We start from the raw sequence: 17581 nt of genomic DNA on the forward strand, positions 1-17581 counted from the left end.
ACCCACGGCGGGGGAGCATGCATATCGTGATCATGGGATGCGGACGGGTCGGCTCGACCCTGGCGCACATCCTTGAGGACAACGGGCACTCGGTCGCCGTGATCGACCGCGACCCGCAGGCCTTCCGTCGGCTGCGGGCGGGCTTCCGCGGCCGCAGGGTGACGGGCATCGGCTTCGACCGCGACGTTCTCGAAGAGGCCGGCATCGCCTCGGCCGCCTCCTTCGTCGCCGTGAGCAGCGGCGACAACTCCAACATCATCTCCGCCCGGGTGGCCCGCGAGATGTTCGGCGTGGACAACGTGGTCGCCCGCATCTACGATCCCCGCCGGGCCGAGGTCTACCAGCGGCTCGGCATCCCCACCGTGGCGACGGTCCGCTGGACGGCCGACCAGATCCTGCGCCGGGTGCTGCCCGAGGGCGCCGAGCCCCTCTGGCGCGACCCGACCGGCACGGTCGTCCTGGCCGAGGTTGCCTTCCACCAGGGCTGGATCGGCGTCCGGGCCAGGGAGATCGAGAACGTCACCGGCGCACGCGTGGCCTTCCTCAACCGCATGGGCGAGGCGCTCGTGCCGAAGGACGCGACCGTCGTCCAGGAAGGGGACATCCTCCACCTGGTCGCCACCGAGAACGACATGGACCGCATCAACAAGACGCTGTCCGCCCCGCCGTCCGACGAGGAGCACTGATGCGCGTCACCATCGCCGGCGCCGGAGCCGTCGGCCGCTCCATCGCGGCGGAGCTCCTGGAGAACGGCCACGAGGTCCTGCTCATCGACATCGACCCGCACGCCATCAAGATCGACAGCGTGCCGCGGGCCGAGTGGCTGCTCGCCGACGCCTGCGAGATCTCCTCGCTGGACGAGGCCGGGCTGAACAGCTGCCAGGTCGTGATCGCCGCCTCCGGCGACGACAAGGTCAACCTCGTGGTCTCGCTGCTCGCCAAGACCGAATATGGCGTGCCTCGGGTGGTCGCCCGGGTCAACCACCCCAAGAACGAGTGGCTGTTCAACGAGTCGTGGGGCGTGGACGTCGCCGTCTCCACCCCGCGCCTGCTGTCGGCCCTGGTCGAGGAGGCGGTCAGCGTCGGCGACCTGGTGCGCCTGATGACCTTCCGGCAGGGCCAGGCCAACCTGGTGGAGCTGACGCTGGCCGAGGACGCGCCGGTGGTCGGCCAGCGGGCGGGCTCGGTGCCGTGGCCCGTGGACTCCGCCCTCGTGGCGATCCTGCGGGAGGGCCGGGTGCTGGTGCCCTCGGCCGACGACCCGCTGGAGGCCGGCGACGAGCTGCTGTTCGTGGCCAGCCAGGAGGTCGAGCAGGAGCTCACCGAGCTGCTGTCGGCACACGAACGTCCCTGACCCGCGGACGTCCCTGACCCGCGGACGGCTCAGGCCCCGGGCGGTGCGCCCGGGGCCTGAGCCGTTTCCGCGTGATCGTCAGACGGACGGCTGCGGCGGCGGCTGGATCGGGGTGCGGCCACGGGCGAGCACCCACACCATCGCGGCGAGCCCCGCGACCTGCAGCGGCCAGCCCAGGGCGATCTTGGCCACGCCGAGGGCGGTCACCTGGTCGGCCCAGTAGAGCGGCAGCTGGATCACCACCCGCAGCAGGCAGGGCAGGATGAGCAGCCACGTGAGCCGCGAGCACAGCCGCACCAGCGCGCTGTCGTTGTGCCAGGCCGTCGGGTCGCCGGTCACCGAGCCGATCAGGAAGCCGACGATCGGCCAGCGGACCACGATCGACAGCAGCATGCCGGCGGCGTAGGCCGCGTTGTAGAGGATGCCCGGCAGGAACACGTCCTTGGCGTCGCCGGTGCGGGCCGCGAAGAACGCGCCGATCCCGATGCCGACGAGGCTGTTGAGCACGAACTGCGGCGTGCTCCGCTGCGCGATCCGCACCAGCAGGAGCACCACCGCCGAGGCGATGCCGACGATCAGCGAGGTCTTCAGGTCGTGGGTGCCCATCCACGTGCCGGTGAAGGCGAGTGTGGGCACGGCCGCCTCGACGATCCCGCGTTTGCCGCCCAGCGCCTTGCTCATCTGTGCGCGCACCGCCGCCTCGACGGTGGCGTGCGCCGCGGGGGCCGTCATGTCCGCTGTGCTCATACGGTCTCCTGAGAGATCAAGGGCCACCGGCCGGGCGTAGCTCGTAGCGGGGATTGAACATCACTTTACGGCCGTCCTGGACGCTGACCAGCCCCTCGGCCCGCACCACCCGGCCCGGCTCGATGCCGGCGATCTTCCGGCGGCCGAGCCAGACCAGGTCGATCACGTCCGACCCGTCGTACAGCTCGGCCTCCAGGGCGGGCGCGCCGCCGCGCGGGCGGAGGGTCACCGTGCGCAGCGTGCCCGCGACGCACGTCCGCTGGCGCTCACCGCACCGCGCGATGGGAGTGGCCCCCTGCTCCTCCAGGTCCTCCTGGAGCTCGGCGGCCTCCAGCTCGGCCTGGCTGGTGGTCAGCCGTCGGAAGAAGCCCCGCAGTCCGCCGCGTTTGGCAGGCTCCGGCGTGCCCATCGGTCACTCACCCAGTTTCCTCGTTCGCGATCCCCTTCGGGGAATCGTCGTCCTGGCTTCCAGCCTAGGCCGGTCGTTTCCCACCGCAGCATACGTGAGCCGCTCAGAGGCCAGAAGGACGGTCAGGCAGGGCTTGCCTCCCGATTCGGTCAACCGGCACATCCCGGACGGATATCAGCGGATCTCGCTGATCTCCGGACCGCGTTCGAAGGGCCGGAACTCCTGCTGCCGGGACGCCTGCTGCTCCTCCATGGCCTGCCGGGCCTCGGCGGGCAGCCGGAGCTGGATCGCCTCCTTGGGCGGCATCGGCTCGTCGCCGCGCACGACGACGATGCCGCGCACGACGTCCTCCAGGGTCCGCGCCGCCTCCGGGTCGACCGCCGCCCTGCCGCTGATCACGGCGCGGAGGAACCAGCGCGGCCCGTCGACGCCGAGGTAACGCACCGGCTGCCGCCCCTGCGGCTGTCCCTGGCTCTGCACGGGCACCTCCGCCGCGATCTCGGGCCCGAACGGGCCGTCGCGGTCCTCGGCCGAGCCGCCCGCGGCCACCACCTCACGGGCGAGCTCGGCGCGCACCTCGTCCCAGATCCCGCTGCGCTTGGGCGCGGCGAAGGCGTTCACCTGCAGGGCGCTCTCCTCGACCAGGACGATCACACCGTCGACCTGGTCGCCCGCCATGCTGAGCTGGATCTCGAATCCGGGACCTACGGGCAGGCGCAGGCCCCCCAGGTCCACGCGCTCGGCCTCCGGGTAGTCGTCCGCGGCGTCCCAGGGGCCCGTCGTCCGCGCCGGGGCGTGGCTCTCCTCCCGCACGAAAGCTGGTGCGGTCTCCTCCTCCGCGCGTCGCCGGCGTCGCAACACTTCTCTCACTCTCCTCGCATCGTGGCCCGGTGTTCCCGGGCCCCGGGGTGTCAGCTCCCCGTCGAGCCGAACCCGTTCGTGCCCCGTACGGAGCCGGGCAACCGGTCGACCTCGTAGAACGCCGCCCGCTCCACCCGCTGGACGACGAGCTGGGCGATGCGGTCGCCGCGCCGGAACCGCACCGGGTCCTTCGCGTCAGTATTGATCATCGTCACTTTGATCTCGCCCCGGTAGCCGGCGTCGATCGTGCCCGGCGCGTTGACCAGCGTGACACCGTGCCGGGCCGCCAGGCCCGAACGCGGATGGACGAAGGCGGCGTACCCGTCCGGCAGCGCGATGGCGACACCGGTCCGCACGACCGCCCGCTCGCCGGGCAGCAGTTCCACGTCCTCCGCCGCGTACAGGTCGGCCCCGGCATCGCCCGGATGCGCGTACGACGGGAGCGGAAGGTCCGGGTCGAGCCGGTGGATCAGGATCTCGACGCTCATCGGGCGGCCTCGATCCCGCGAGCGGCGGCCGCGGCCCGTCTCGGGCCCGGCAGTCCGGAGTTCGGCAGTCCGGAGTTCGGCGCAGGGCAGCTCATGAGGCAAGACCCTACCCGTTGCGCTGGGGGGACACCGCCTCTCCGGTGCCGGATGACGGGCGCGCCGTTTCCTGCTTCCGCCCGCCCTCGTCGGAGGCGGCGGGCTGGGAGGTCGCGGGCTCCTCGGCACCGGGCTCCGTGGCACCGCTCTCCGCGGCACCGGACTCGATGGCGCCGGATTCCGGGCCCGGGGGTACGCCCTCGGGCGCAGGCTCGTCCCCGGCACCCGGTTCTCCGGTTCCAGGTTCTCCGGTTCCAGGTTCTCCGGTCCCCGGCTCCCCGGTCCCCGGCTTCCCGGCGCCGGGCGGGCCGCCTTCGGCCGCCTCGATGGCGCGCGGCCGGCCGCGGCGCAGCTCGGGCAGCGCGCGATAGATGACCGCCGTGAGCGGGACGGCCACCACGGCGCCCGCGATGCCGCCGAGCACGCCGCCGACCGCGAGGACAAGGATGATCGCGAGCGGGTGGAACTCCAGGGCCCGGCCCACGATGAGCGGCTGGAGCACGTGGTTCTCCAGCTGCTGCTCGACCACGAGGATGCCCACGAAGATCAGTGCCAGGAACCAGCCCCGGGAGCCGAAGGTCACCAGCGTCGCGATGGTGCCCGCGAACAGGATGCCGACGATCGGGATGAAGCTGGCCAGGAAGACCAGCACCGCGAGGGGCGCCCACAGCGGCACCTGCATCCCGGCGAGCACCACGCCGATCACGAGCCCGTGGATGGCCGCGACCGCGACCGTGCCGTGCACGTAGTGGGAGATCGTGGCCCAGGCCGCGCGGCCCGCGGCGTCGACGCGCGGCGTGGCGCTGCCGAAGGCGCGCAGGAACCAGGACCAGATCCGGTCGCCGTCCTTCAGCAGGAAGAAGGTGACGAACAGGATCAGCACGATGGAGGTGAGCACCTCGACGACGGCGGTGGCGCCGCTCAGCAGCGTGCTGGTGATCTGGGTGCGATATTGGGTGATCTGGCTGCTGAGCTGGTCCACGAAGTCGGCGATCTGCGCCTCCTTCAGATGGAGCGGCCCGTGGAGCAGCCAGTCCTGCACGTTACGCGCGGTCACCTGGATCTGCAGGACCAGCCGGGGGAACTCCTCGTTCGCCCGCACGCCGATCAGGAACCCGATGCCGACGATCAGCGCCAGGCCGAGCAGCATCGTGATCCATGTCGCATAGATCGGCCGGAGGCCGGTGGCGCGCAGCCGCCGGGTCAGCGGGTGCAGCAGGGCCGCGAGCAACAGCGCGACGACCACCGGCATGACGACGAAGCTGATTCTGTCGATGATCAGCCACAGGACGTAGATCATCCCGCCGAGCAGCAGCAGCCGCCAGCTCCACGCGGCCATCGTCGCCAGCGTCGGCGGGACTCTCTCGGTGGTACTGCGGTTAGACGGGATCACGGATCCAGACTGGCATGTCGGCGGGCGGGACGCGCAGCCGTTTTACGCGCGCCTGGCGGTCGTTTCGCCCTCAACCCTACGCAACCCCCGGGGCACGTGCCGGAACGCCCGGAAACGTCCTGGAACGTCCCAGAACTTCGCCGGCCGCCGTCGTCCCGACGGAGGGACGACGGCGGCCGGCGGTGGCCTCACACGATCAGCTCGGCGGCCTCACGAGGTCAGCTCGGCGACCGCGTCGAGCGGTCCTTCACCGGCTTCGAGGACGAACTCCTCGACGTTGCCTGCCGCGCACAGGTCGTCCTGGGCCTGCCGGACGAGGTCCGCCTGGGCGCCCGACACGGTGAGCCGGGCGACCTCGGCCCGCATCGACAGCCGCGCCTCGGACTTGGCCCGCCGCACCCGGCGCAGCACCTCCGCCACGGCCTCCAGCACCGCCGGATCGCCGTGCCGCGCCTCGGGCAGCTCCTCGGGGGACGGCCACGGCGCGCGGTGCACCGAGCCCTCCCGCCACCACGACCAGACCTCCTCGGTCACGAACGGCAGGAACGGCGCGAACAGCCGCAGCAACACGTCGAGCGCCCGCCGCAGGGCCGCGACGGCCGAGGCGTCCCCGTCGTACGCGCGGGCCTTGACCAGCTCGACGTAGTCGTCGCAGAACGACCAGAAGAAGCGCTCGGTCCGTTCCAGCGCCCGGGTGTAGTCGTACGCCTCGAACGCCTCGCCTGCCTCGGCGACGACCGCCGCCAGCGAAGCCAGCATGGACAGGTCGACCGGCTCGGTGACCTCGCCGCCGCCCTCGGACCGGAAGCCGAGCACGAACTTCGACGCGTTGAGGATCTTGATGGCCAGCCGGCGGCCGATCTTGATCTGCCCGGTGTCGAAGGCCGTGTCGGTGCCGGGACGCCCGTTCGCGGCCCAGTAGCGGACCGCGTCGGAGCCGTACTCCTCCAGCAGGCCCATGGGCGTGACCACGTTGCCCTTGGACTTGGACATCTTCTTGCGGTCGGGGTCGAGGATCCACCCGGAGATCGCCGCGTGCCGCCAGGGCAGCCCGCCGTGCTCCAGGTGCGACCGCACGACCGTGGAGAACAGCCAGGTGCGGATGATCTCGTGGGCCTGGGGCCGCAGGTCCATCGGGAACACGCGGCGGAACAGGTCGTCGTCGCGCTCCCACCCGCCGGCGATCTGCGGAGTCAGTGACGAGGTCGCCCAGGTGTCCATGACGTCGGGGTCGCCGACGAAGCCGAGCGGCTTGCCCCGCTGGTCCTCCGAGAAGCCGGGCGGCACGTCGCTGGACGGGTCCATCGGCAGCGCCGACTCGGGCGGGACGATCGGCGCCTCGTAGACCGGCTCGCCGTCGGCGTCGAGCGGATACCAGACCGGGATCGGCACGCCGAAGAACCGCTGGCGGGAGATCAGCCAGTCGCCCGCCAGGCCCTCCACCCAGTTCTCGTACCTGACCCGCATGTGCGGCGGGTGCCACTCCAGCTCCCGGCCGCGCTCCAGCAGCTCGGCGCGGAGCTTGGCGTCCCTGCCGCCGTTGCGGATGTACCACTGGCGGGTGGTGACGATCTCGAGGGGCCGGTCGCCTTTCTCGTAGAACTTCACCGGCCGCTGGATCTTGCGCGGCTCGCCGTCCAGGTGGCCGGACTCGCGCAGCATCTCCACGATGCGCTCGCGCGCGCTGTGCACGGTCTTGCCGGCCAGCTCGGCGTACGGCTCGGCCGGCACGCCCTGCGGCGGCTCGGGGAGCAGGCGGCCGTCCCAGCCGATCACCGGCCGGGTGGGCAGGTCGAGCTCGCGCCACCAGGTGACGTCGGTGACGTCGCCGAAGGTGCAGATCATCGCGATGCCGGAGCCCTTGTCGGGCTCGGCGAGGTGGTGCGCCACGACCGGCACCTCAACCCCGAAGACCGGGGTGCGGACGGTGGTGCCGAACAACGGCCGGTAGCGCTCGTCGTCGGGATGGGCGACCAGCGCCACGCAGGCCGGGATCAGCTCGGGCCGGGTGGTCTCGATCCAGACCATCTCCCCGCCGGGCCGCTCGAACCCGATGCGGTGGAAGGCGCCGGGCCACTCCCGGTCCTCCAGCTCGGCCTGGGCGACGGCCGTGCGGAACGTCACGTCCCACAGGGTCGGGGCCTCGGCGACGTACGCCTCACCGCGGGCGAGGTTGCGCAGGAACGCCCGCTGGGACGCCGCCCGGGCGTTCGCGTCGATGGTCGCGTAGGTCATCGACCAGTCCACCGACAGGCCGAGACGGCGCCACAGCTCCTCGAACGCCTTCTCGTCCTCGGCGGTCAGCCGCTCGCACAGCTCGATGAAGTTGCGGCGCGAGATCGGCACCTGCCGCTTGGCGTCCGGCTTCTCCGGCGGCGTGAAGTCCGGGTCGTACGGCATCGAGGGGTCGCAGCGCACGCCGAAGTGGTTCTGCACGCGGCGCTCGGTGGGCAGCCCGTTATCGTCCCACCCCATCGGGTAGAAGACCTCGCGCCCCCGCATCCGCTGGTAGCGGGCGATCGTGTCCGTGTGCGTGTAGGAGAAGACGTGCCCCACGTGAAGGGACCCGGAGACGGTGGGCGGCGGGGTGTCGATGGAGTACACCTCGTCCCTGCTCCGGGACCGGTCGAACCGGTAGGTGCCCTCGGCCTCCCAGCGCGCTACCCATACCGCTTCCAAGCCGTCGAGTGTCGGTTTCTCGGGCATGGCTGCGTGGAGTCGCTGTTCGGTCATGCCACCACATGGTATGGCGTGGACCGTCACCCCGCGGGGAGACACTAAGGTCGTTATCGAGGAGGAATCATGGCGGACAAGGCGCGGGAGGCCGAGCGCGAACTCAGCGCGACGGACAAGCCCGACATGCAGTGGCGGATCGTCGGCGGCCTGCTCGGCCTGGCGGTCGGCTTCTGCTCGCGCAAGGTTCTGGCGTTCGCGTGGGAGAGGGCGACCGGCAAGAAGCCGCCGGCGAGCGTCGACTCCCCCGAGATCGGGCTCGGCGAGGCCATCGCGTACGCCGTGGTGATGGGCCTGGGCATGGAGATCACACGAATCGTCGTCACGCGCTCGGCGGCGAAGAAGTGGCGCTCCTGGAAGGACGCCGCCCGGGACATCACTCCCTAGAGGCGGCAGGCTCCCCCGACTCCAGGGCCTGCAGGAAGTCGCTGGCCCACCTGTCCACGTCGTAGGTCGCGACCCTGCGCCTGAGCGAGCGCATCCGGCGCGCCAGCTCGTGCGGGGTCGCCCGCATCGCCGTCAGCATCGCCCGCTTCATGCCGGCGATGTCGTACGGATTGACCATGTACGCCTGGCGCAGCTCGTCGGCCGCGCCCGCGAACTCGCTCAGCACGAGCGCCCCGCGCAGGTCGTGGCGGCAGGCGACGTACTCCTTGGCGACGAGGTTCATGCCGTCGCGCAGCGGCGTGACGACCATGACGTCGGCCGCGCAGTAGAGCGCCGCCAGCTCCTCCTTGTTGTACGACTGGTGGAGATACGAGATCGGCATGCGGCCGAGCACGCCGTGCTCGCCGTTGATGCGCCCCACCCTCAGCTCGATGTCGTTGCGCAGCCGGATGTATTCGGCGACCCGCTCGCGGGTGGGCGTGGCCACCTGCACGAAGACCGCCTCGTCCGGCTTGATCGCGCCGTCGTCGAGCAGCTCGCCGAACGCCTTGAGCCGCTGGCCGATGCCCTTGGTGTAGTCGAGCCGGTCGACGCCGAGCAGCACGTGCTCGGGATCGCCCAGCTCGGCCCGGATCTCCTTGGCCCGCTGCTGGATGCGGGGCTCGCGGACGAGCTGGTCCATCTCACTGAAGTCGACCGAGATCGGGAACGCCTCGGCGCGGACCGTCCGGTCCTCGAGCTGGATCGCGTTGCGGAGGTGCGGCAGGCCGAGCAGCCGGCGGCACAGCCGCAGGAAGTTGTGGGCGCCTCCCGGCCGCTGGAAGCCCACGAGATCTGCCCCGAGCAGCCCTTCGAGGATCTCGTTGCGCCAGGGCAACTGGTAGAACAGCTCGCCCGGCGGGAACGGGATGTGCAGGAAGAACCCGATCTTCAGGTCGGGCCGCAGCCTGCGCAGCATCGCCGGCACGAGCTGGAGCTGGTAGTCCTGCACCCACACGACCGCGCCCGGCGCGGCGGCGTCCGCGGCCGCGCGGGCGAACCGCTCGTTGACGGCCCGGTAGGCGTCCCAGAGCACGCGCGAGTAGACGGGCGTGGCGACGACGTCGTGGTAGAGCGGCCACAGCGTGGCGTTGGAGAAGCCTTCGTAGTAGAGCTCGACCTCAAGCTGGGACAGCGGGATGGGGATCAGGTGCATCCCGTCGTGGTCGAAGGGCTTCAGCTCCTCCCCTGCCGCCCCGGTCCAGCCGAGCCAGGCCCCGTCACGCCGTTGCATGACGGGCGCGATGGCGGTGACGAGCCCGCCCGGGCTGCGCCGCCATTCGTTCTCGCCCACACGATCGACCGGCAGCCGGTTCGCGACGATCAGAAACGAGCTGGTGCCACGCATGAATCCCCTCCAGGTGGTCGCCTGTGACCACCATACGGAAAGTCACCAGTGCCCCCCATACCCGTAAGAACATGCACAATCCACGCCCATCACTGTGAGAATGATCTCATGCAGCTCATACAGGGTCGCCAAGAGGTTTAGACCAATCGGTGACACTTCTCTATCTGGAAGATCAGGGCGACCGGAGAGTGCCGATTGGGACGGACGCCGGGGCGTCCGCCGGGCGGCGAGGTGCGCCGGGGGTGCCGGCCCAAGTCTGCCGGGGTGTCGATTGCGCGGGCTCGGGAATGTCGGCCCGGGTGCCTCGGGGATGTCGGCCCGGGTGCGTCGGAGGTGTCGGTTCGCGGGCTCGGGTGTCGGTACGGGGCCTCGAACGGCCTCGAACGGTCGGTTCGGGGGCGTCGGTCAGCTCGGCGGCAGGGTGCGCTGGCGGCGCAGGTCCGCGCGCACCGCGGCGGCGAGTTTCCTGGTCGCGGCCCGGTTCAGCGCCCCGCCGGCCACGGCGCCGGTGAGGAAGGGGCCGAGGGTGGTGAGATGGCGGCCGAGCGTGCGCATCAGGCGGTTGCGCAGGGCGGTCTTCGCGGCGGTCCCGAGTGCGATCGTGGCCGAGCCGGGGGCGAGGGGGTTGACGCCCCGCTGCTTCGACCAGGCGAGCGCGAACGCGGCCGCCCTCTGGGTTCCGTTGCCGGGGACCTTCACGCCGTACACCTCGTGCAGCTCGGCGAGGAGCTTCACCTCGATGGCCGCGACGACCAGCGTCTCGGCCACGATCTGGGCGGGCGCGGAGAGCAGGAGCGGCGGGGCGGCGAACTCCGCCGCGGCGAGCGCTCCGCCGACCGCGCCGACCGCCGTCGTCGCCTTCGCCGCGGTGCGGACGAGATCGTCGGCGAGCTGCTCGCCGGTGAGCCCGTAATGGTGGTCCCGCAGCGTCTCGTAGTCCCTGACCGGTAACCGCGGGGCGATGTTCATGAAGACGTCGGCCAGCCATCGCCCCCGGCCGACGCCGCGTTCGCGTGTCTTCGCGGCGGACCTTGCCAAGGCCCCGCTGAGGCGGCCGAGCAGCCGACGCCGCTCGGCCCCGTCCGTCTCCTCAGGGGCGACGAGTTTGCCGACAAGGTCGGCTACCTCGTTGTTCGATTCATCCGCTGCTGAAGTCACGGACCCTCCCAAGGGTCTCCTAGGCGGCGCACTCGCGGCAGACCTGCTGGCCGTTCTTCTCCGAGGCCAGCTGGCTGCGGTGGTGCACCAGGAAGCACCGCGAGCAGGTGAATTCGTCGGCCTGCCGAGGAATCACCCGCAGCGAAAGCTCCTCGTTCGACAGATCCGCCCCCGGCAGCTCCAGCGACTCGGCCAGATCGGTCTCGTCGATGTCGATGCTGCCCGACGACTTGTCGCTCCTACGCGCCTGGAGTTCCTGAAGGCTGTCCTCGTTCAGATCGTCGTCGGTCTTACGCGGGCTGTCGTAGTCGGTAGCCATCTGCTACTCCATCCCCCTCATCTATCTGCCTGCGCCTGTGTCGCGCGTGGATAACGCTCGGAAGGCCGGTGTTGTGCCCGCGGGGGCCGCTAAATTGTGCATTCGGTACCCGCTTGAACGAACACTGAACCTCCCGACACGCGAGGGGCATCCCACCTGGGGCTGCGGTTAGCCAAATATGGCGAAAACCACAGTATCGGCGGTATCCCCACCGCGTTCGACGGCACATCCAACCACATGTACGGCGTGCACGCTCCATCAGCGCGCCGACTGTGGTGTCCCCGGAGACGCCCCGGCTCCGGAGAGACGCACCGTCACCACGAGACCACCCCCGTCGCGGGGGACGGCGGCGACCGTTCCGCCGTGCGCGCGTACGATCGCGCGCACGATGGACAGGCCGAGACCCGCGCCCTTGGCGGATTGAACCCGGTCGGCATTCAGCCGCCGGAACGGCTCGAACAGGCTCTCCACCTCGTACGCGGGAACGTGTGGTCCCGTGTTCGCGACCTGAACAACGGCACCCCCGTCCACAATTCCCGTCCGGACCCATACTTTTCCGGACTCGCCAAGGTTGTGCTTGATGCCGTTCTCGATGAGGTTGGACACGCAGCGTTCTATGAGAACGGGGTCGCCCGTCGTGGCCGCCGGGTGAAGGTCGTGCTCGACCGTGACGCCCTCTTCCTCGGCGAAGGGGGCCAGCTGCTCCACGGCGGTCCTGGCCACCTCCCGGACGTCCACGGGCTTTCGCACCGACAGCTCACGCTCGCTGCGGGCGAGCAGCAGCAGGCCCTCGATCAGCCGCTCGTTGCGCGCGGTGGTGCCGAGCAGCGTGCGTCCGAGCACCTTGAGATCCTCCGACGCCTCGGGGTCGGACAGCGCCACCTCCAGCACCGTACGGTTGATCGCGAGCGGCGTCCGCAGCTCGTGTGAGGCGTTGTCCACGAACCTGCGCTGGGCGTCGAAGGCGGTGTTGAGCCGGGTGAGCATGGCGTCGAAGGTGTCGGCCAGCTCCTTCAGCTCGTCGTCCGGGCCCTGGAGGGCGATGCGCTCGTGGGCGAGCGAGGTCTCCGACAGCTTCCGCGCGGTCGCCGTCATCTTCATGACGGGCCGCAGCGCCCGGTCGGCCACGAGATAGCCCAGCATCAGCGCCAGGATCCCCACGCCCAGCAGGGCCAGCAGGGCACGCTTCAGCAGCTCGGCCCGCGCCACGGCGGTGACCTCCGCCTGCGACTGGGCGAACTGGTGGTTGGCCTCGTCGATCCACTCCTGCGGCACGCTCCCGCGCGGCAGGAAGATCTGCGGCACGCTCTGCCAGCCGATGTCGATCGCCTGGCCGATCAGCACGTACATGACCATCACCAGCAGCGCGCCGGCGACGAAGACCAGCGCGGCGTACGTGAGGGTCAGACGCCACCGGATGCTGACGCGGTTCTGCAGCGACCTGATCTCGTTGAGCAGGTTGCCCCGCTGCACCGGATGGGCGACCAGGGGCGGCGGGCCGTCCCAGGCGGGCGGGCCGCTGGGCGGCGGCGGCACCTGGCTGCGGTAGGGACCGGTGCCCATCGGGCTCGACATCCGGCGGGTGGGACCCGCCGGGGCCGGGCCACCGGCCGAAGCCGGCGCGTCCGGAGCCGCCAGGTCAGGCGGGGGCACGTCCGGCGAGGACGCGGCGGCGTCCGGTTCCCCCGGCGGCGGAAGGATCTGGGGCGTCCTCCTCTCGGAGGCGTCACGCGGTTCGCTCACAGGGCCCCCTCCCCCGGGACATGGCGGTGGCGCGGGTCGTCACAGCCGGTATCCGACGCCGGGCACGGTCTCGATGACCGGTGGATCGCCCAGCTTCTTGCGCAGCGTCATCATGGTCACCCTGACCACGTTGGTGAACGGGTCGATGTTCTCGTCCCACGCCTTGTCGAGCAGGTCCTCCTGGCTGACGACGGCGCCCTCGGCCCGCATCAGCTCCTCCAGCACCGCGAACTCCTTCTTGGTGAGGTGGACCTCGGCCCCGTCCCTGGTCACCTGCCGCCTGCCGGGGTCGAGCCGGATGCCGGCGCGTTCGAGCACGGGCGGCAGCGGCGGCGCGGACCTGCGGCCGAGCGCGCGCACCCGGGCCACGAGCTCCATGAACACGAACGGCTTGGCCAGATAGTCGTCGGCGCCGAGCTCCAGCCCCTCGACCTTGTCGTCCACGTCGCCCGCGGCCGTCAGCATGATGATCCGCGAGGCCGACCGCTGGGCGACCAGGCGGCGGGCCACCTCGTCGCCGTGCACCTTGGGCAGATCACGGTCGAGCACGATCACGTCGTAGTCGATGTAGGCGGTCTTCTCCAGGGCGGCGGCACCGTCGTAGGCGACGTCCACGGCCATCGCCTCCCGGCGGAGGCCGGTGGCGATCGCGTCCGCGAGCACCCGCTCGTCCTCCACCACAAGCACGCGCATCAAGTCCTCCTAGCTGGTACGAGGCCCCTCATTGTGGACTCACCCGGCGTAAGCCGCCGGTAAGCGGTTCCCGCGCTCTACGTGACGTAGAGCACAGAAATTCACAGGTTTACGGTCGCTCCGGACATGGGTAAAGCCCGTGACACCCTCCATTGTCGTGTGCCGGGGACGGGCGCGCCTCTCCACAGGATCCGTGCCGGAGCCCCCGTGACACGTTTCGCCCCCTGAGAAAGAAGGTGAGATGGGCGAGTTCACGACCACGATCGAAACCAGGCTCGACCAGGCCTACAAGGGTCTTGAAGAGGCCACCACGAGCGGGGACGACTTCCTCGCCGACACCCTCACCGCCGAGATCGAGGACCTGCACCGCCTCGCCGAAGATCACGGCATCGACATCCAGCGCTGACCGGAACCGAAACTGACGAGGGGGCCCGCCGCAAGGCGGGCCCCCTCGCCTGTACCCAGGGCGAACGCACCGCGAACTCCACCGAACTCCCCCGAACTCCCCCGAACTCCCCCGAACTCTCCCGAACTCCCCCGAACTCTCCTCGAACCCTTCTCGAACTCGACGCGAATTCACGCCGGCGGTCGAGGACGTCGCGCGGAGCCCGGCCCGGGCGCCAGGCAGCAACGCGATCAAGCTCCGCGATCGAGCGCCGCGATCGAGGCCGCGGTCGAGCGCCGCGATCGAACAGCGGCCCGGGCGGCCGACCGGCAGGCCGCCGCGAGCCATGCCCGGACGGCTCCCCGCCCCCCGGTCCGCTCCCGCGTCGCCATTCGTACGGAGGAGAAGCCGGGGCGCAGGAGTAGCCGGGGAAGAGGGCGCGGCCCGGGTGAACGCGTCAGTCGCGCTCGGGGTCGAGGGGGACGAGCAGGTCGTGCAGCTCCTCGAAGAGGCCCGGGGCCGCGCTCAGCGCCATGTCCGGGCCGACCGGTTTGCCCTTCAGACCGGCGACGCGGGCCCCGGCCTCCTGGGCGATCAGGCCCGCCGCCGCGTGGTCCCAGTAGTTGGTGCCGCGCTCGTAGTAGGCGTCTACCCGGCCCGCGGCGACCGAGCAGAGATCGATCGCGCACGAGCCGCCGCGCCGGATGTCCCTGACCTGGGGCAGCACCTGCGCCAGCACCTCGGCCTGCACCCGGCGCCGGCCGGCCGCGTAGCCGAACCCGGTGGCGACGAGGGCCTTGGCCAGCGGGACGCCGGTGTTGCAGCGCAGCCGCTCGCCCCTCAGCCAGGCGCCGCCGCCCTTCGACGCCGTGAACACCTCGCCGCGCGGCACGTTGTGCACCACTCCCGCGACGATCTCACCGTCCACCTCCACGCCGATGCTCACCGCCCAGTCGGGCAGGCCGTACAGGAAGTTGACGGTGCCGTCGATGGGATCGACGACCCACCGGACGACGCCCTCGCCGGGGGTGTCTCCGCCCTCCTCGCCGAGGACGGCGTCGTGCGGCCTGGCCTCGGCGATCCTGCCGCGGATCAGCTCCTCGGCGGCCCGGTCGAGCGCCGTGACGACGTCGGTGGGGCTCGACTTGGTGGCGAGCACCTCCGGTCGCGCGGGCCGCTTGGCAAGGAGCATCTGACCGGCCTCCTCGGCTATGCCGGTCGCCAGCTCCAGCAGCTCCTCCACCCGCGCGCGGTCATGCCGGTCCTCCCGCTGGTCCATCCTGGCCTGCCCCCTCCTCGTACGTGCTCACACCGAAACGGCCGGCGCGGGGCGCCGGCCGCACGGGTGACATCCTCCCAAACCAGGATGTACCGCCATTCAACGGTCAGCCCAGGGACGGCGGCCGGGTCCACTCCTTGCCCAGGACGTGCTGCGCCAGGAAGGCCAGAACCGTCTCATACCAGGCGACCGCGTTGCCGGGCTTGAGCACCCAGTGATTCTCGTCGGGGAAGTAGAGGAACTTCGACTCGACCCCCGAGCGCTGAAGATCCCACCACAGCCGCAGGCCCTCGCCGATCGGCACGCGGTAGTCCTTGTCGCCGTGGATCACCAGCATCGGCGTCCTGATGTCGCCCAGCGACCGGTTGGGCGACAGCCGCTCGTAGCGGGCGGACCCGGGAGCGCCGAACTCACGCTGCCAGAAGTTGGCGCCGTCGGTGGTGCCGGCGAACTGGTCGAGGTTCCACAGCGAGGCGTGCGTCACGATGGCCCGGAACCTGTCGGTGTGTCCCGCGACCCAGTTGGCCATGTAGCCGCCGAACGAGCCGCCCATCGCCGCCGTCCGCTGCTCGTCGATCTCCGGCCGCTTGAGGCACTCGTCGGTGATCGCCATGAGGTCGGCGTGGGTCACCGGCCCCCAGTCGCCCCAGCCCCGCCGGATCATGTCCTGGCCGTAGCCCGTGGACATGCAGGGGTCGGGCAGCAGCACGGCGTAGCCGTGCCTGGCCATGATCCAGGGGTTCCAGCGCCAGCTCCAGTCGTTCCAGCTCGACACCGGGCCGCCGTGGATCCACAGCAGGAACGGCGCCGGGTTCTCGGCGGTCGCGTCCGCGGGGACGACCAGCCAGCCCCGGATCTCGGTGCCGTCCTCGGCCGTGGCGGTCACCTCGGTCAGCGTGCCGGGCAGGTCGAGCGGCGGCGTGGGCGAGGGCAGCGTGGTCACCGACCCGTCGGCGGCCACGCGCACCGGACGCGGCGGCGAGTCGATCGCGCCGCGCAGGGCGTAGACCGAACCGTCGGGCGCCGGGCACAGCTCGGCGTAAGCGCCGTCGTCGGAGGTCAGCCTGGTGACGTCGCCGTCCAAGGTGACGTGGAAGACCGGCCTGCGGCCCCGGTGGTCGGCGGAGAAGAACAGCTCCCGGGAGGAGGGCGCCCACGCGACAGACCCGGGGAAGATCTCCTCGGCGACCGCGCGCCCTTCGCCGGTGGCCAGGTCGACCACCCACAGGTCGAGCGCGATCGGCGTCTCCTCGGTGCCGTGGTGCTCCCGCAGGCAGGCGACGTGCCGCCCGTCGGGCGACACCCTGATCGGCCCCATGAAGTCGTGCCCCTCGGACGTCGCGAGCGTGCGCCGGGATCCGTCTTCGGCGTCGATCGCGACGAGGTCCCAGCGGAGGTCGCCGTTCCCCAGCGGAACCCGCCAGGTCGCGATCACGGTGCGGCCGTCCGGGGTGACGTCGAACGACATGTGCCCGTCCAGCGCGCCGCCGGGCTCCGGCGTGAGGTCGCGCACGTCCTCCAGGCCCTCGCCCCCGGCGCGGCCGGCGAAGAGCCTGGTCTGCGCCGGGCCGAGGTCGTGGTCCCAGTAGCGCACCGGATAGCCCTCGTGCAGGATCGCGCTGACCCCGGCCTCGTCGCGGGCCTTGCGGCGCTCCTCCTCGGTGGCCTCGTCGCCGGGCAGCACCTCGGAGGCGTAGACGACCGTGCCGCCGGCCGCCCGCACAGCGGAGACCCCGCCGGGGCGGGTGGCCACGCGCGCCGGCTCGCCACGCTCGGGCAGCAGCCACAGGGCGGCGGTCTCGCCGCCGCTCTCCTTCACCGTTTCGTCGGGCCTGCGGGAGACGAAGAACAGGGTCCCGTCGGGGGCGAACTCGGCCCCCGCCTCGCCCTTCGCCGACCGGGTCAGCCGGTGGGGCTCGCCCCCGGGCTCCTGGGGGATCTCCCACAGCGCCGTGCCGTACGACTTGCCGTCGGGGTTGAGGGACTGGACCACGGACACGAGCCGGGTCCCGTCGGGCGACAGCCGCAGGGAGTTCACGCGCGGCAGAGCCGTGTATTCGCGGATGTCCGGAAATTGGGTCACCGCTCGAACCTACTCTCTGACGCACGCACCACCCAAGCCGTCAGGCGCGCACGGAACCGTCGTACC

Annotated in this window: 17 protein-coding genes; 4 read left to right on the forward strand and 13 right to left on the reverse strand. The window is 71.3% G+C overall.

Going from position 1 to position 17581, the window contains the following annotated elements; all coding sequences use genetic code 11:
• The first annotated feature begins 17 nt into the window (after positions 1–17).
• Together HCK04_RS04105 and HCK04_RS04110 are read left to right on the forward strand one after the other, a co-directional pair.
• Entirely contained in the window at positions 18–686 is a 669-nt protein-coding gene (locus HCK04_RS04105; RefSeq protein ID WP_142645505.1) for a TrkA family potassium uptake protein, read from the forward strand.
• On the forward strand, positions 686–1354 hold the full coding sequence (locus tag HCK04_RS04110; protein ID WP_142645506.1) for a TrkA family potassium uptake protein: 669 nt from the start codon (positions 686–688) through the stop codon (positions 1352–1354). The genes HCK04_RS04105 and HCK04_RS04110 overlap by 1 nt, the downstream gene beginning before the upstream one ends.
• A gap of 78 nt (positions 1355–1432) precedes the next feature.
• On the opposite strand, the gene HCK04_RS04115 is transcribed toward HCK04_RS04110, so the two are convergent.
• The 6 genes from HCK04_RS04115 to valS all read right to left on the reverse strand — a co-directional run bounded on the left by HCK04_RS04115 (position 1433) and on the right by valS (position 8081).
• A complete protein-coding gene (locus HCK04_RS04115; protein ID WP_142645507.1) occupies positions 1433–2101 on the reverse strand; it encodes a DUF3159 domain-containing protein in 669 nt (222 codons plus the stop codon).
• A gap of 16 nt (positions 2102–2117) precedes the next feature.
• Positions 2118–2510, reverse strand: coding sequence for an OB-fold nucleic acid binding domain-containing protein (locus HCK04_RS04120; RefSeq protein ID WP_142645508.1), 393 nt, complete (start codon positions 2508–2510; stop codon positions 2118–2120).
• Between the two features lie 174 nt (positions 2511–2684).
• A complete protein-coding gene (locus HCK04_RS04125) occupies positions 2685–3371 on the reverse strand; it encodes a DUF3710 domain-containing protein (protein WP_142645509.1) in 687 nt (228 codons plus the stop codon).
• Between the two features lie 50 nt (positions 3372–3421).
• Positions 3422–3859 carry a dUTP diphosphatase gene (gene dut, locus HCK04_RS04130; protein ID WP_142623350.1) on the reverse strand — a complete coding sequence of 146 codons (438 nt, stop codon included), beginning with the start codon at positions 3857–3859 and terminating at the stop codon, positions 3422–3424.
• A gap of 106 nt (positions 3860–3965) precedes the next feature.
• Positions 3966–5294: an AI-2E family transporter gene (locus HCK04_RS04135; RefSeq protein WP_142645510.1), complete on the reverse strand. Its 1329-nt coding sequence runs from the start codon at positions 5292–5294 to the stop codon at positions 3966–3968.
• Positions 5295–5558: 264 nt separating this feature from the next.
• Positions 5559–8081 carry a valine--tRNA ligase gene (gene valS / locus HCK04_RS04140; RefSeq protein WP_142645511.1) on the reverse strand — a complete coding sequence of 841 codons (2523 nt, stop codon included), beginning with the start codon at positions 8079–8081 and terminating at the stop codon, positions 5559–5561.
• Between the two features lie 69 nt (positions 8082–8150).
• On the opposite strand from valS, the gene HCK04_RS04145 reads away from it, so the two are divergent.
• The gene (locus HCK04_RS04145) at positions 8151–8468 is read left to right on the forward strand and encodes a DUF4235 domain-containing protein (RefSeq protein WP_142645512.1); all 318 of its coding nucleotides are present in this window, start codon (positions 8151–8153) and stop codon (positions 8466–8468) included.
• Here HCK04_RS04145 and HCK04_RS04150 read toward each other — a convergent pair.
• The 5 genes from HCK04_RS04150 to HCK04_RS04170 all read right to left on the reverse strand — a co-directional run bounded on the left by HCK04_RS04150 (position 8458) and on the right by HCK04_RS04170 (position 13768).
• Positions 8458–9855, reverse strand: a complete 1398-nt coding sequence (locus HCK04_RS04150) for a trehalose-6-phosphate synthase (protein ID WP_142645513.1) — start codon at positions 9853–9855, stop codon at positions 8458–8460. The two genes, HCK04_RS04145 and HCK04_RS04150, sit on opposite strands and share 11 nt — an antisense overlap.
• A 405-nt stretch (positions 9856–10260) precedes the next feature.
• Entirely contained in the window at positions 10261–11013 is a 753-nt protein-coding gene (locus tag HCK04_RS04155; protein ID WP_260617100.1) for a hypothetical protein, read from the reverse strand.
• Positions 11014–11032: 19 nt separating this feature from the next.
• The gene (locus tag HCK04_RS04160) at positions 11033–11332 is read right to left on the reverse strand and encodes a DUF4193 domain-containing protein (RefSeq protein WP_030505490.1); all 300 of its coding nucleotides are present in this window, start codon (positions 11330–11332) and stop codon (positions 11033–11035) included.
• A gap of 258 nt (positions 11333–11590) precedes the next feature.
• Positions 11591–13075: an ATP-binding protein gene (locus HCK04_RS04165; protein WP_260617101.1), complete on the reverse strand. Its 1485-nt coding sequence runs from the start codon at positions 13073–13075 to the stop codon at positions 11591–11593.
• A 39-nt stretch (positions 13076–13114) separates the two neighbouring features.
• Positions 13115–13768 carry a response regulator transcription factor gene (locus HCK04_RS04170; protein WP_142645514.1) on the reverse strand — a complete coding sequence of 218 codons (654 nt, stop codon included), beginning with the start codon at positions 13766–13768 and terminating at the stop codon, positions 13115–13117.
• A 241-nt stretch (positions 13769–14009) separates the two neighbouring features.
• Here HCK04_RS04170 and HCK04_RS04175 point away from each other — a divergent pair, with 241 nt between their 5' ends.
• Entirely contained in the window at positions 14010–14174 is a 165-nt protein-coding gene (locus HCK04_RS04175; protein ID WP_167530612.1) for a hypothetical protein, read from the forward strand.
• Positions 14175–14610: 436 nt separating this feature from the next.
• Here HCK04_RS04175 and HCK04_RS04180 read toward each other — a convergent pair whose 3' ends face one another.
• Both HCK04_RS04180 and HCK04_RS04185 read right to left on the reverse strand, forming a co-directional pair.
• Positions 14611–15432 (reverse strand): inositol monophosphatase family protein, encoded by an 822-nt coding sequence (locus HCK04_RS04180; RefSeq protein WP_142645515.1) that lies wholly within the window; start codon positions 15430–15432, stop codon positions 14611–14613.
• 106 nt (positions 15433–15538) lie between these two features.
• A complete protein-coding gene (locus HCK04_RS04185) occupies positions 15539–17515 on the reverse strand; it encodes a S9 family peptidase (RefSeq protein WP_142645516.1) in 1977 nt (658 codons plus the stop codon).
• Positions 17516–17581: the final 66 nt, after the last annotated feature.

Origin of the sequence: Microbispora sp. CL1-1, assembly GCF_012034195.1 — a bacterium.
Taxonomy (GTDB): domain Bacteria; phylum Actinomycetota; class Actinomycetes; order Streptosporangiales; family Streptosporangiaceae; genus Microbispora.

Coding starts and splice junctions, on each gene's coding strand:
- HCK04_RS04105 (WP_142645505.1), top strand. CDS start 18: ATGCATATCGTGATCATGGGATGCGGACGGGTCGGCTCGACCCTGGCG.
- HCK04_RS04110 (WP_142645506.1), top strand. CDS start 686: ATGCGCGTCACCATCGCCGGCGCCGGAGCCGTCGGCCGCTCCATCGCG.
- HCK04_RS04115 (WP_142645507.1), bottom strand. CDS start 2,101: ATGAGCACAGCGGACATGACGGCCCCCGCGGCGCACGCCACCGTCGAG.
- HCK04_RS04120 (WP_142645508.1), bottom strand. CDS start 2,510: ATGGGCACGCCGGAGCCTGCCAAACGCGGCGGACTGCGGGGCTTCTTC.
- dut (WP_142623350.1), bottom strand. CDS start 3,859: ATGAGCGTCGAGATCCTGATCCACCGGCTCGACCCGGACCTTCCGCTC.
- HCK04_RS04135 (WP_142645510.1), bottom strand. CDS start 5,294: ATGGCCGCGTGGAGCTGGCGGCTGCTGCTGCTCGGCGGGATGATCTAC.
- valS (WP_142645511.1), bottom strand. CDS start 8,081: ATGACCGAACAGCGACTCCACGCAGCCATGCCCGAGAAACCGACACTC.
- HCK04_RS04145 (WP_142645512.1), top strand. CDS start 8,151: ATGGCGGACAAGGCGCGGGAGGCCGAGCGCGAACTCAGCGCGACGGAC.
- HCK04_RS04150 (WP_142645513.1), bottom strand. CDS start 9,855: ATGCGTGGCACCAGCTCGTTTCTGATCGTCGCGAACCGGCTGCCGGTC.
- HCK04_RS04160 (WP_030505490.1), bottom strand. CDS start 11,332: ATGGCTACCGACTACGACAGCCCGCGTAAGACCGACGACGATCTGAAC.
- HCK04_RS04170 (WP_142645514.1), bottom strand. CDS start 13,768: ATGCGCGTGCTTGTGGTGGAGGACGAGCGGGTGCTCGCGGACGCGATC.
- HCK04_RS04175 (WP_167530612.1), top strand. CDS start 14,010: ATGGGCGAGTTCACGACCACGATCGAAACCAGGCTCGACCAGGCCTAC.
- HCK04_RS04180 (WP_142645515.1), bottom strand. CDS start 15,432: ATGGACCAGCGGGAGGACCGGCATGACCGCGCGCGGGTGGAGGAGCTG.